8 protein-coding genes and 1 tRNA gene are annotated in these 12,850 nt (G+C 39.7%); 4 read left to right on the top strand and 5 right to left on the bottom strand.

The genetic code is table 11. From position 1 onward, the window contains the following. Nucleotide 1: 1 nt before the first annotated feature. Together V7K69_RS21550 and V7K69_RS21545 are read right to left on the bottom strand one after the other, a co-directional pair. Nucleotides 2-655, bottom strand: a complete 654-nt coding sequence (locus V7K69_RS21550; protein WP_335038037.1) for an energy-coupling factor transporter transmembrane component T family protein — start codon at nt 653-655, stop codon at nt 2-4. Next, nucleotides 648-1,571 (bottom strand): energy-coupling factor ABC transporter permease, encoded by a 924-nt coding sequence (locus V7K69_RS21545; RefSeq protein WP_335038035.1) that lies wholly within the window; start codon nt 1,569-1,571, stop codon nt 648-650. The genes V7K69_RS21550 and V7K69_RS21545 overlap by 8 nt, the downstream gene beginning before the upstream one ends. 1,118 nt (nt 1,572-2,689) lie before the next feature. On the opposite strand from V7K69_RS21545, the gene V7K69_RS21540 reads away from it, so the two are divergent. Further along, nucleotides 2,690-4,495, top strand: a complete 1,806-nt coding sequence (locus V7K69_RS21540; protein WP_442936172.1) for a glycosyltransferase family 39 protein — start codon at nt 2,690-2,692, stop codon at nt 4,493-4,495. A 241-nt stretch (nt 4,496-4,736) separates the two neighbouring features. Further along, entirely contained in the window at nt 4,737-7,265 is a 2,529-nt protein-coding gene (locus V7K69_RS21535; protein WP_335038033.1) for a mannose-1-phosphate guanyltransferase, read from the top strand. A 308-nt stretch (nt 7,266-7,573) separates the two neighbouring features. Here the strand turns inward: V7K69_RS21535 and V7K69_RS21530 are convergent, their stop codons facing one another. Beyond that, nucleotides 7,574-8,731, bottom strand: coding sequence for a restriction endonuclease (locus tag V7K69_RS21530; protein WP_335038031.1), 1,158 nt, complete (start codon nt 8,729-8,731; stop codon nt 7,574-7,576). Continuing rightward, nucleotides 8,712-9,599 (bottom strand): adenine-specific DNA-methyltransferase, encoded by an 888-nt coding sequence (gene yhdJ / locus V7K69_RS21525; protein WP_335038029.1) that lies wholly within the window; start codon nt 9,597-9,599, stop codon nt 8,712-8,714. Before yhdJ ends, V7K69_RS21530 begins: the two co-directional genes overlap by 20 nt. An 812-nt stretch (nt 9,600-10,411) precedes the next feature. Between yhdJ and V7K69_RS21520 the strand changes: the two genes are divergently transcribed. Then, nucleotides 10,412-11,164: an alpha/beta fold hydrolase gene (locus tag V7K69_RS21520; RefSeq protein WP_335038027.1), complete on the top strand. Its 753-nt coding sequence runs from the start codon at nt 10,412-10,414 to the stop codon at nt 11,162-11,164. Nucleotides 11,165-11,318: 154 nt separating this feature from the next. Here V7K69_RS21520 and trhO read toward each other — a convergent pair whose 3' ends face one another. After that, nucleotides 11,319-12,236: an oxygen-dependent tRNA uridine(34) hydroxylase TrhO gene (gene trhO / locus V7K69_RS21515; protein ID WP_335038025.1), complete on the bottom strand. Its 918-nt coding sequence runs from the start codon at nt 12,234-12,236 to the stop codon at nt 11,319-11,321. A 72-nt stretch (nt 12,237-12,308) separates the two neighbouring features. On the opposite strand from trhO, the gene V7K69_RS21510 reads away from it, so the two are divergent. Next, nucleotides 12,309-12,381 (top strand) — tRNA-Ala (locus V7K69_RS21510). Nucleotides 12,382-12,850: the final 469 nt, after the last annotated feature.

Below are 12,850 nucleotides of genomic sequence, written 5' to 3'. Positions count from 1 at the left end.
GTTAAATTTTGTAAGAAGTTAGGGTTACAGTAGCAGCGATCGAACAAGCTAGTAATATGGCAAAACGCTCTTTCGGTCTGAGAGGAGAATCTATGGGCAATTGCCCGTTGTAACCGCGAATTACCATTGCCCCATAAACTCGTTCTGCCCTATCTAGACTGCGGAGATATAAGGCTCCAATCATGGCAGAACTGGCGTAGCGCAACCATCCCGCAGTTCCATTCAGTCCACGTAATTGAGCGCTGCGCTGCATCCGCGTTACTTCTGAGAGCAAAATTTCCATATATTGCCCAGCTAACAACAAGTTTTCCTTTAGAGGTGCTGGTACTGGTAAGCCTTTCAGGGCTATACCAAAGCTGTGGGGCGGTAAGGTTAACAAAAAACTATTCATAGTAACTAGACAAACCAGCGAACGAAGCAGTAAAAAGCTGGCTCTTTCCCATCCCAAAGGTAAGGCTAGCAATGACAAAAAAATCAATTCTGTACCGAGTAATCCTCCCAAGTGGCGAATTGATACGCGCAACAGCCAAGCCCACAAAAGTGCGATCGCGGCATATACACCTAAGCAATACCAAGCATGATATTTTAGTAACGCTGCTCCCACCACAATCACTAGAGACAGCTGCAAACGTAATGGCAAAGAAAGTTTAAGCATTCTTCGGTTTCACCACCTTGGCAATCCCAAAAGCTACAGCAAAGCAAACTGTAGCTCCCATAAGTCCAGCGATACTAGTACCAATTGGCCCCAAACCCTTAATACTATAGTCAGCTAAGGGAGTCGGCACAATTACCCGGACTTTCGCAGCTAAATCAATGAAACCTGTATTTTGAGCGACTTTTTCCAAACCATCAGGCCAGGCTGAGGCAAAGAGTGACAGTACTCCTGCAATCAAGAAAATGGTAACAATTGGCACTGACCAGCCGCGAAATTCCTGCTGTTCCCCTGGTAACAAATCTGGTCGGGCTGTAGCTAAATAAGTCAGCACACCCCCAGTAATTATCCCTTCGCCAATGCCAATCAAAATATGCACGCCAGTCATAGCTGGTAAAACTATAGCTACAGGTGCAGTACCAGAGAGGGCTAACTCAATAGCACAAGCTATAGCAGCTACCACTACACTTACGCCAGCAGCTATACCAGCAGCTAGGGGTAAACGCCCTTTAAATCCCCCCAACAGCCGTTGCAAGGTTTGGGTTAAAATCCAGCCTACCCAAACACCAACTACTGCCATATTGAAAATGTTTGCTCCCAAGGCTGTAATGCCACCATCAGCAAATAGCACAGCTTGAATAATTAAAACTGTGGCAATACACAACGTTCCTGCCCACGGACTACCCAAAACGATCGCAGCTAAGGTTCCTCCTAATAAGTGACCACTAGTACCTCCAGCTACCGGAAAATTGATCATCTGGGCGGCAAAAATAAAGGCAGTGGTTAATCCCAGTATGGGCGCACGACGGATACCAAAAGCTTCTTGCGATCGCTCGAAGGCTATAAAAAGTGCTGCTATACTGGCTAAACCAGTAGCCCCTGCCACCGGAACAGAAACAAATCCATCAGGAATATGCATGATCTACCCTGTATTTTTTAGATGTTTATTTACTCAATACCAGCAATAAACAAAGGCATTAAATTAATAACAAACAAAATTTTCACCTTTTTTGCAATACCCTCTCGGGGGATTTTTGCTGTTACTTTTGAGAGATTTACAATCCAATGGCTGCTAAATAGTATACTTAATTTACCAGAATATTAATTTTTGTTAATTTTATTTTTATATATGCCGATTAATTCTTAGAAAAGTGTAAGTTTCTTGACTTTAATAAGCTAATATGTATTTAATCAGCACATTCTAAATGCCAAAAAGCTTGCTAGTATTGTGCTTTTGATATATGAGACTGCTACACGAACCTTTTGAATTTTGAATTGCTTTACGGCTCTTATGGTTGATAGTACAATCGCCATTTAAAGCGGGTTTCATTGATTATAACTACATTTTTTATGGCAACACGGCATTCAATACTGCTCGGGTTTTGGATTTTTAACTCGGAATTGGGTTTTGGCAAAAGGTTAAAGGTTTTTTCTTTCCACTTTCCCGCAACCCCATTCCCCAAAATCCGACAAGTATTGACACAGCATTACTATGACCTAAAAATATTTAACTATATAGCTAAATACCAAAGTAATTTAGCTGGATTCAATAATAAGTCAGGATTCAGAATTCCATTAGTTCTTAATCTGTACTCATTACTTTTTTGTTGACCACCAATTTCAAAATTTGGTAAACTAGTCTTTTTTAACTTATAGTTATTAACCAACTAATGATTTAAGATTAGTATAACTAATATAATCTTAAAAAGTCTTTACATAGTCTTACCAACTGTATATTTGCTGACTTCGCTGGCTTAATAGTACAGTATTGATGATTTTTTAGAATAAAAAATTGTGTAAGCGTTGATACGTAACACAAAATAGTGGTTAAATTTAAAATTCTGTTGAAGAAGGCAGAAGGTTTAATTTAGAAGGGGTTTGAATCCCCTCCTAAATGGGATGAAACTTAGCTAGCGCGTCACTAATGTTAAATAATCACAACGAGGGATTTGAGATTTTGATTTTTGTTCTTAGATTTTAGAACGAACTTAAATTTCAAACGTCAAATCTACAAATCCATTTGTATAAGGCCCGGCAATGAGAGTTATTTTCAAAGGTGCATTTTATTTTTACAAAAAAATTATCTCGTTGCTAGATACTAGTTCTGCCTCCCAACACAAGCACTGGTATAATTATTGGCAAGATAGCCTCCCACCTTCCTGGCTTCACCCTTTGCTGATTTTGATGTGGTTGCTCATTGGCATTAGCTTACGCCTAACCAACTTGACAACAAAGTCTCCTTGGACTGATGAGTTTTCCACCTTGGTGTTTAGCTTAGGTAACAATTTTTTATCAGTCCCCCTAGATCAAGCGATCGCACCCGATATTTTATTACAACCACTGCAACCAAACCCAGTGGCTAGTATTGGTGATGTGGTTCATAACTTAGCTACACAAGATAGTCATCCACCTCTGTATTTTGTGCTGGCTTACCTATGGATGAAATTATTTCCTAGCGAAGGAGGATTAGTATCGCTATTTGCAGCGCGATCGCTACCTGCTATATTCGGTGTTGCCTCAATACCGTGTGTTTACGTGTTAGGTAAAGTAGCATTTCGTTCGCGGTTAGCGGGGCAATTGGCTGCTGCCATGATCGCAGTATCACCCTACGCCGTATTTTTAGCACAAGAAGCACGTCATTATACTTTGGCAATCTTATGGGTGATTGGTTCTCTCACCTGCTTAGTAATTGCCACACGTCATATTCAAAACCGCACACTTTTACCTATATGGGTAGCACTTTTCTGGGTAGCAATTAATGCTTTAGGTATTGCTACTCATTATTTTTTCACCTTCACCCTCTATACAGAAGCCGTAGTTTTGATTTCTCTGGCTTGGCTGCAATTGCAAAATAGCACCAAATTTTCTCTCCTCTTCTCTTCTCCCTGGCGGCGCATTTATGCCGTTGCGGTAGGTACTTTAGTGGCGGGTTTAATTTGGATACCAATCTTGTTAGAGAATAAAAATCGGGGGATTTTGACCGAGTGGATTCGAGGTTCCCGCGTTGGACTAGATTGGTTAAGCCCAATTTTTCAAGCTTTAGGAACATTGATTGCAATGATTTCTCTGTTACCAGTTGAATCTTCTCAAGCTTTGGTGGTGATTCCATCTGGAATAGTGATGCTGGCTTTCTTTATTTGGGCAGTACCAATTTTGCTGCGTGGGATCAAAATTCAACTACAGCATCCAGAAAACCGGATTATGATTCAGGTGTTTATTGGAATTGTGATCAGTGCGATCGCTTTATTTTTGATCTTTACGTACTTTTTGGGTATTGACCTGACTAGAGGCGCTAGATATAACTTTGTTTACTATCCTGCGATCGTTGTCTTGCTAGGCGCAAGTCTCGCAGTTTGTTGGCATCCCCCCAAGGAAATAAAAAGCATAGGTAAATGGGGAATAAACGGTAAAAAAGCCGTGATGTTAATTTGGCTAATGGGATTTTTTAGTGCAGTCACAGTAATTTGCAATCTTGGCTATCAAAAATATTATCGCCCTGATCTGTTTGTGCAACTCATCCAACAAATATCCCCAGTACCAGTACTGATTGCCACTACTCACAAAAGTTATATACACACTGGGGAAATGATGGGGGTAGCTAGGGAGTTGAAACTTGCCAATTCGCCTCAAAATTCTTTGTTTCTCCTTGCCCATCAATATCAAGATCCGAATACTTCCACCATTGCTCTAGAAAATACCTTAAAGACGCTACCACGACCTTTTGACTTGTGGTCGGTAAACTTTCATGCCCCAGTAGCAGAAGCCGTCAAAACCTGCGTCGCTGAGACTAAATCTTTGCCAAGCGTAGACGGCTATGAATATGAACTTTATCATTGCCAATAAGAAGCAGGAGGCAGGGGAGCAGGGGGAAGAGGGGAAATAGGTAATATTTCATTCTCCCCCTTGCTCCCTGCTCCCTGCCCCTCTGCCTTCCTTTTCTGCTCCAATTCCCAATCCCCAAGGTAGATGCCTCTTGTGGAAGTTCCTCAAAAATCGATATCCATAGGAGACTAGAGAAAGAAGAACAAAATATATGTGATACGTTTTCAAGCACTGAAGGCTGTAACTACTTTAAGGAGGATTTATGCGTGCAGTACTGATGGCAGGGGGTTCAGGAACGCGGCTTCGCCCGTTAACTTGCGATCTGCCCAAACCGATGGTGCCAATCCTAAATCGACCAATTGCCGAACATATTATCAATCTTCTGAAGAGACATCAAATTACAGAAGTTATTGCGACATTGCATTATTTACCTGATGTCTTGCGAGACTATTTTCAAGATGGCAGCGATTTTGGTGTTCAGATGACTTATGCCGTCGAAGAAGATCAGCCTTTGGGTACAGCAGGCTGTGTGAAAAACATTGCCGAACTTTTGGATGAAACTTTTTTAGTGATTAGCGGCGATAGCATAACAGATTTTGACCTCACGGCTGCGATCGCATTTCACAAACAAAATAAGTCAAAAGCTACTTTGATTTTGACCAGAGTTCCCAACCCAATTGAATTTGGAGTGGTGATTACCGATCAGGAAGGACGAATTAGCCGATTTTTAGAAAAACCCTCTAGTAGTGAAATTTTTTCCGATACCGTCAACACTGGTACTTACATTCTCGAACCAGAAATTTTAGAATATCTACCAGCAAACGTTGAATGTGACTTTTCCAAAGACTTATTTCCCTTACTTCTAGCAAAAGATGAGCCAATGTATGGTTACATCGCTCAAGGTTACTGGTGCGATGTTGGTCACTTAGATGCTTATCGGGAAGCTCAGTATGACGCATTAGATGGGAAAGTGCAATTAGATTATGCCTACAAACAAGTTTCTCATGAGTTATGGGTAGGTCAAAATACTTACATAGACCAAACGGCTGTGATTGAAGCCCCAGCAGTAATTGGTGACAACTGCCGCATCGGTGCAAGAGTGCAGATTGAAGCCGGAACCGTAATTGGGGATAATGTTACTATTGGCGCTGATGCCAATCTCAAACGTCCAATAGTGTGGAATGGGGCTTTTATTGGCGATGAAGCACATCTTTCTGCCTGTGTGATTTCCCGTGGCGCTCGTGTAGACCGCCGCGCCCATGTATTAGAAGCTGCTGTTGTGGGTTCGCTTTCCACGGTGGGAGAAGAAGCCCAAATTAGCCCAGGTGTGCGTGTTTGGCCGAGCAAGAAGATTGAGTCAGGGGCAGTTTTAAACATTAACTTGATTTGGGGCAACACTGCTCAACGAAATTTATTTGGGCAACGTGGTGTGCAAGGATTAGCGAATATCGACATCACCCCAGAATTCGCCGTGAAATTGGGATCTGCTTACGGTTCTACCTTAAAACCTGGTTCTAAGGTAACGGTTTCTCGTGACCAGCGTAATATCTCTCGGATGGTGACGCGATCGCTCATTGCTGGTTTGATGTCAGTAGGTATTGATATTCAAAACCTCGATGCTACAGCTATTCCCATTGCCCGCACGGTTATACCCACAATGTCTGTAGTTGGTGGTATCCATGTGCGAGTCCACCCCGATCGCCCTGACTACATTCTGATTGAATTCATGGATGCTAAGGGCATTAATATTTCTAAAGCCCTGGAAAAGAAAATCGAAGGTGCTTACTTTAAGGAAGATATGCGGCGGGCGCTAATTCATGAAATTGGCGATGTATCTTACCCCAGCCAAGTCATGGAGCGCTACTGCACTGCTTTTGAGAAACTTTTGCACGTTCATACACTCCGTAACAGTCGGGCAAAAGTGGTGATTGACTATGTTTATGCGGTATCAGGGGCAGTTTTACCCCAAATGTTGGATAAATTTGGTGCTGATGCAGTGGTACTGAATGCCAGTGTCAATAAAACCGCGATGTCAATCACCGATCGCGAAGGATTGCTGACTCAATTAGGTCATGTAGTCGAGGCATTAAAAGCTAACTTTGGTGTACAAGTATCGGCTAATGGAGAACAGCTGATTTTAGTTGATGAATCAGGCTACCCAATTCGTGGGGAAACTTTAACAGCACTGATGGTAGACATGATTCTGACGGCTAACCCCAGAGGAACGGTAGTAGTTCCAGTTCATGCTTCTAGTGCTATTGAACAAGTCGCCCGCCGTCATGATGGCAGAGTAATTCGCACCAAAGCCAACCCTACAGCTTTAATGGAAGCTTGTCAAAAAAATCCGAATGTGGTTTTGGGAGGTAGTGGAGAGACTGGTTTTATTTTCCCGCAACTGCATCCGGGATTTGATTCTATGTTCTGCATTGCCAAGATCATTGAGATGTTGACTATACAGGAGCGATCGCTAGCTGCTGCACGGTCAGAATTGCCCCGTGTAATTCACAAAACTTATACAGTCCGTTGTCCGTGGACAGCCAAGGGTGCTTTGATGCGTTACTTGGTGGAAACTCACCCAGCCCAAAACTTAGAACTCATTGATGGAGTGAAAATTTGTCAACCTTATGATGATAGTTGGTTGTTAGTTTTACCAGATGCTAGCGAACCACTGGTGCATCTGTATGCAAATAGCAACGATCGCGAATGGGTAGATGAGACTGTGAGAAATTACCGTACCCGTGTGCAGAGTTTTGTGGAAAGACAACAAGAATATCAACCTACCGAAGTTTGATTAATCAATTATCAGTGAGCAGTTATCAGTATCTAGAAATAACTGTTCACTGCCAAGAGTCAGCAAATCTAGAATATAACTTCATCTGTATCGGATATTTTATGTAACTTAATACTAAAAACTTGTTACTTGACAGTTTTAAAAGCTTACGGAAAAGGGCTTTTATAATTTTCATGTGCATTCTTTGATAATAATGTCAGTAGCTCAATCATAAAATATACGTAAGAACCATAACTTCATTACTGTTAGCTATCATTATTGCCAAATAATATTAGACAAGGAGCAGCGATTTATTAGGTGACTGATAACTACTCTTCTTCAACTGTATTTTCATATACAATAACATCTTGTTCCTCGGCTTCTACGTTGAATTCAACACGACTCTGCAAAACTATTTCTTCAATTACTGCGGCATCTTTACCTCTTTGTAAAACAGTATCGAAACGGCACATCAATTCTGTGATATTGATAATTTCTTCTACAGATTCTATGTATCTTTTTACAATAGCTTTTATGTTGTATCTTGATGTCGCTTGTTCTTCTATTTTACTTAATATTCTTTCGGTTGTCTGCTCAGTTTTTACAACAAAAGTAATAGGATACTTTTGAACCTTATCAATATCCAAAAAATATTTTCCTGCATCAATAGTTTCTGTTACTTGAAAGAATCGTCCTAGGGGTTTCATGACAAAATCGATACCTCCGTCATTAGCATTTGTGCGGCCAGTTTTGTATAGGATGAGATATTCAGCATTAAGTTCATCTAGCGACCAACCCCAGTATATTTGCTGGTCTGCATAATACTCCTTTAAAATTGCATAACTTACAATTTCAAAAACTCTTGCATCTATATTTGGTCTCAGCAAGCCTCGAATAAATTCAACTGCTCTTAAAGGCTCTCTTTGTTGAATGTCAATCATCTGTTGACAATAGACCAGAAATGAATTGAATGCATCTCTACGTGCTTTTATATAAGCATCAATAATATCTCGAACTGCTTCGGCAATATTTATTTGAGTCAGTCCAACAGAAATTTTTATTAAATTTTCATTAATCCAGTATCTATTTGTTTTAGTATCTCTAATTATAGGTAAATAAGATGATGTTGGAAAATATTTTTTAAATTCTTCATTTAACCTATGGTTTAAAGCATGATTTTGTAATTTACTTCCAAATGGAAGCTCTCTTTGTCTCATCAACAGTGTCCTGAATTGAGCGCCTACATAATCAGCATATCCATTATTAATATGAAAATTATTATTCAAATAATCTTCAATTAAAACATAAATAGCATAGTGATTTGCAAATCCTGCTCGTGACTTAGATCCACTATTGGCAGCTTTTGTTTTAATATTTAAGTACTGCAATAACTCACTAGAATTCAAAATTCTAGTTCCTTGTTCTGGAAAATACAAATTTATGATTTCAATAATGATTTTTGTGAATTCATGCTGTACTATCGACATTTAAAAAGTTCTCCTGTAGAATTTCCGGCTTTTGCCCATTTCTATTTATTTTAGTATTTGTTTTTTGCGGACATAACAGCTTTTCTCCTCTGTATTCTTGCCATCCTAAAACTCGTCTTAGACCAATTTTAAGGTATTCTTCTTGAGATTCAATACTAATTGAAAATCGTCCTAAACGTTTTGCTACAGCACCAGATGTAAAAGTACCTGCGAATGGATCAAGTATCAAGCAACCTTCATCACTGCTGGCAAGAATAATTCTCTCTAATAATGATTCAGGCTTTTGGGAGGGATGATTTTCGTATTCTTTCATTTGATATCTTACACGTGGAAAATACCATACATTACCAGGTACTTTCTCTGTATTATAATGGCTTGGAGTAGCCTTCCTATAATCAATCAACTTCCTTTTTGCACCCGTTTTTGCTTCTATTTTGATATCGTTTGAGTTAAAAATATAACTTTTCCTGTCTTTAACGCAATGTAGTATTGGCTCGTACAAGGAGCCGAAGTACTTTGTTGCTTGAACTCCAGAACTATCATAATGCCACACAATTCTGCTTAAAATTGCTATTTTGTCTCTTAAGTAAAGGTCAAAGTATGGCATCGCTTGTGTACTTGTCATTACATATAAGGTTCCATTCGGCTTTAATACCCGAATGCACTCATCAAGCAATTTATATGCCCACTTGGTATATTTTTCATCAGATTCCCATTTGTCATGGAAATTTGAAAATTTTTTTCCTATGTTATATGGGGGATCAATAAAAACAATATCTATAGATTCAGACTTAATCTCACTGGACAAAATATTTAAGGCATCGCCATGAAATATAGTATGCCCCTCGTTTTCATATCTTTCAAACATTCCCATGTATTTATAAAATAAGCTGTAGGCGAATAAATAAATTTACACATTACACCCATTATTACTGCTTTAGCACATCAAGGAGTAGTAGTCTGAATTTAGCATAATTAGGACTAACCTCAAAATATGTGTTGTCCTTTGCTAATCATAATCACCTTCTGAAGCCTGACTAATTAAATAGTCAGCTAGCGCTTTATTTGATGCAGACAACAAGCTCAATACCGTTAAAACAGGAATTACAGCTAGTTTTAGTATTTGGATTATTTTCATAAATACACACAAAATTTACTCTCTCTAGCTTCTGTTAGCAATGTAGCTTTTGAAACTAGTAATTAACTGGAATATTGTGTGAGGATATCGTAAGGCATTTACAAAAAGTTGGTTTGTAGCCTACTCCTCAATACAGTTTAGATAAGACCAAAACACTTGTAGAGACGGCGATTTATCGCGTCTCGAAAACCCAAAATAGCCATTAACCCAAGTGTATTGGCCTACTCCTGATTGAGTTGGAATGAAGCACTACCCGCTTTTCCGGTTTATTCCCTGAAATCCTTGACAAAACTTAACTTGAATTAAATGATAAAAACTATCAATAAATCTGGTACTATATCTCCAAGCTTATTGAGATAGATATTCATTAAGCTAAAAATATATTTCAGCAAGCAAGGTAAATAAGTATCCTTGCGTAAATTATTACGTTCCAAATTCATATACCAGGTGGCAATATGTCGAAAAAATTGGTCTGTGTAGAAATTAGGGCAGCACAGCTAGCTGTGAGCCTCTACTGGTAATTTAGAAATTATAGGTAATTTATGTCTGATTCATTTGATGTTTTGTGGTTAAATGCCAGTCCTATTTTGAAGCGTTTTGATAAACCGTTACTTGATTACTTATCTGGGTATATGAGAATTGCCCAGTGGGAATACCAACAAGCCAAAGATGAAGCAAGTTCCATAGATCAAGCTGTGGAGTTGCTGTATGATTTTTTAGAATGGTGCGATCGCCCCGTGCATTTAGCGGGACATGGGATGAGTGGTGCGATCGCTTTAACCTTTGCTCGCCGATTTCCCCAAAAAGTGCGATCACTAACTCTCCTGGCTGTAGCAGCTCAACCTGCAAACAATTGGCAAGCTCACTATTACTTTCAACGCCAACTTTTTAGTATCAGCCGTGAGCTAGTTTTAGCAAGTACCGTTCGCAGTCTTTTTGGAAATCAACCACTTCATACCACTAAGAAGTTAGTAGCTGCCTTAGATAAAGATTTAGAGCAATCTCCTTCGCAACACTCTTTATTTAAGTTAGTTTATTTACCCAAGGGTGGAGTTTCCATGCCAATGATGGTATGTGGTAGCAAGAGCGATCCGGTAGTCAATCCAACTGTATTGCATGACTGGTTCAATTGGTTGAAGCCAGAAGATAAACTCTGGGAATGTCCACAAGGGTATCATTTTTTTCACTACTTCTATCCTCAACAGGTTGGCGAAGAGATTTTGAGTTTTTGGAAATGCCACCCTTCGCATTTACTAGAAGCATCTGCACTATCTTTTAGCAGTTCTACAAATTAAGTTAAGACTAGAGCGATTCTATGTGAGGCTGCGCTTGATTCACATAGGGGCAATTCATGAATTGCCCCAACAGCCTGTAGTTTTGGATAACTCTTATAAGCACATCTTGAAACAGAAATGGTATTAGATCCTCTCTACACAAACTTAAAATCCATTAGCTTACATCCCGATTTTTGGAATTAGCAACTTGGGTTTGGTAGTGCCGCCATTTTTCCTGTTGACGCGCTCTTTTCTCCTCGGTGAGGCTATCAAAACAATAGGCACAGGAGATACCCTGCTCATATTTTGGAGACATCTTATCTTCTTCAGAAATTGGATACCCACAACAGAAGCACAACTCATAACTTCCTTCCTGCAACCCATGACTGACAGCTACTCGTTCGTCAAAGACAAAACATTCACCTTGCCATAAACTTTCTTGTGCCGGAACTTCTTCCAAATACTTGAGAATGCCGCCTTTGAGATGATAAACTTCTGCAAAACCTTGGGCAAGCATAAAAGATGAAGCCTTTTCACAGCGAATGCCACCTGTACAAAACAAGGCAACCTTTTTGTGTTTAGTTGGGTCGAGGTTGTGTACCACATAATCGGGAAATTCTCGGAATGATCCCGTTTGGGGATTTTCCGCTCCTTGAAAAGTACCGATATTCACCTCATAATCATTGCGGGTGTCAATCACAGTTACTTCTGGATCGCAAATCAAATCATTCCATTCTTGGGGAGTGACATAAGTGCCAACTTTCTCAGTTGGGTCAATTTCAGGCAACCCCAAAGTGACAATTTCTGACTTCAACCGTACCTTCATCCGCTCAAAAGGTGGAGTTTCAGTATGGGACTCTTTGTATTCTAGGTCTGCTAAACGGGGGTCACTACGCAGAAACCACAGAACAGAGTCAATCGCCTGACGCGAACCCGCAATTGTACCGTTAATGCCTTCTTGTGCCAACAAAATTGTCCCCTTGACACCTTGCTCTTGACAGTAAGACAGCAGAGGATCTCGTTTCTCGGCAAAATCTGGCAGCTTGACAAATTTATACAATGCTGCAATAATCTGAGTGTTTTCTGAATTCATCCTTTTAGTAACAGAATAATATTAAGTTACAATAGCAACGTCAAACGAAGTTGCCTGCTATTTTAATTTTATGGGGGTTTAGCTCAGTTGGTAGAGCGCCTGCTTTGCAAGCAGGATGTCAGCGGTTCGAGTCCGCTAACCTCCATTGGATATAATTTATCTCAAGCGCGATCGCTAGCAATACCCAAATAAAACACACTTCAATCAAAATCCCTTAATCTAGTATGGAATGGGGTTTAGCAATTATTAGGCAACAAGTTAAAATACATCGAATCGTCTTATTTTCAAAGCTGTACTTAGTTAGAAAAATCTCTACATAATGAAGTCAACTGTTACCTGACAAAACGTAGGTAATTTTAAGGTTAAAAATTTGCGGTTTAATTTGTTAGCAATGACAGCAGCCTTAATTCAATAGTCTGCAAAAATATTTTTGTTCTGGAGTGAGAACCCACATTCTACACTTTAATTAGTAAATAATTGTCGTTGGGATAAGGCAACAGACAATAGGTAGAAGGGTTTGGGAGCATCCACTTTTGGAAGATATACGAGTTCTATGAGAATATAAGAACAGATAAAATAGTGTGCATAACTAACTATGAGTCAGGATAAACAAG

It is taken from the genome of Nostoc sp. (genome assembly GCF_036917775.1).
Taxonomy (GTDB): domain Bacteria; phylum Cyanobacteriota; class Cyanobacteriia; order Cyanobacteriales; family Nostocaceae; genus Nostoc.
This window is presented reverse-complemented; position numbering and strand designations above follow the sequence as displayed.

Excerpts from the sequence above, each read along its gene's own strand:
- V7K69_RS21550 (WP_335038037.1), bottom strand. The coding sequence starts at position 655 with ATGCTTAAACTTTCTTTGCCATTACGTTTGCAGCTGTCTCTAGTGATT.
- V7K69_RS21545 (WP_335038035.1), bottom strand. The coding sequence starts at position 1,571 with ATGCATATTCCTGATGGATTTGTTTCTGTTCCGGTGGCAGGGGCTACT.
- V7K69_RS21540 (WP_442936172.1), top strand. The coding sequence starts at position 2,690 with ATGAGAGTTATTTTCAAAGGTGCATTTTATTTTTACAAAAAAATTATC.
- V7K69_RS21535 (WP_335038033.1), top strand. The coding sequence starts at position 4,737 with ATGCGTGCAGTACTGATGGCAGGGGGTTCAGGAACGCGGCTTCGCCCG.
- V7K69_RS21530 (WP_335038031.1), bottom strand. The coding sequence starts at position 8,731 with ATGTCGATAGTACAGCATGAATTCACAAAAATCATTATTGAAATCATA.
- yhdJ (WP_335038029.1), bottom strand. The coding sequence starts at position 9,599 with ATGTTTGAAAGATATGAAAACGAGGGGCATACTATATTTCATGGCGAT.
- V7K69_RS21520 (WP_335038027.1), top strand. The coding sequence starts at position 10,412 with ATGTCTGATTCATTTGATGTTTTGTGGTTAAATGCCAGTCCTATTTTG.
- trhO (WP_335038025.1), bottom strand. The coding sequence starts at position 12,236 with ATGAATTCAGAAAACACTCAGATTATTGCAGCATTGTATAAATTTGTC.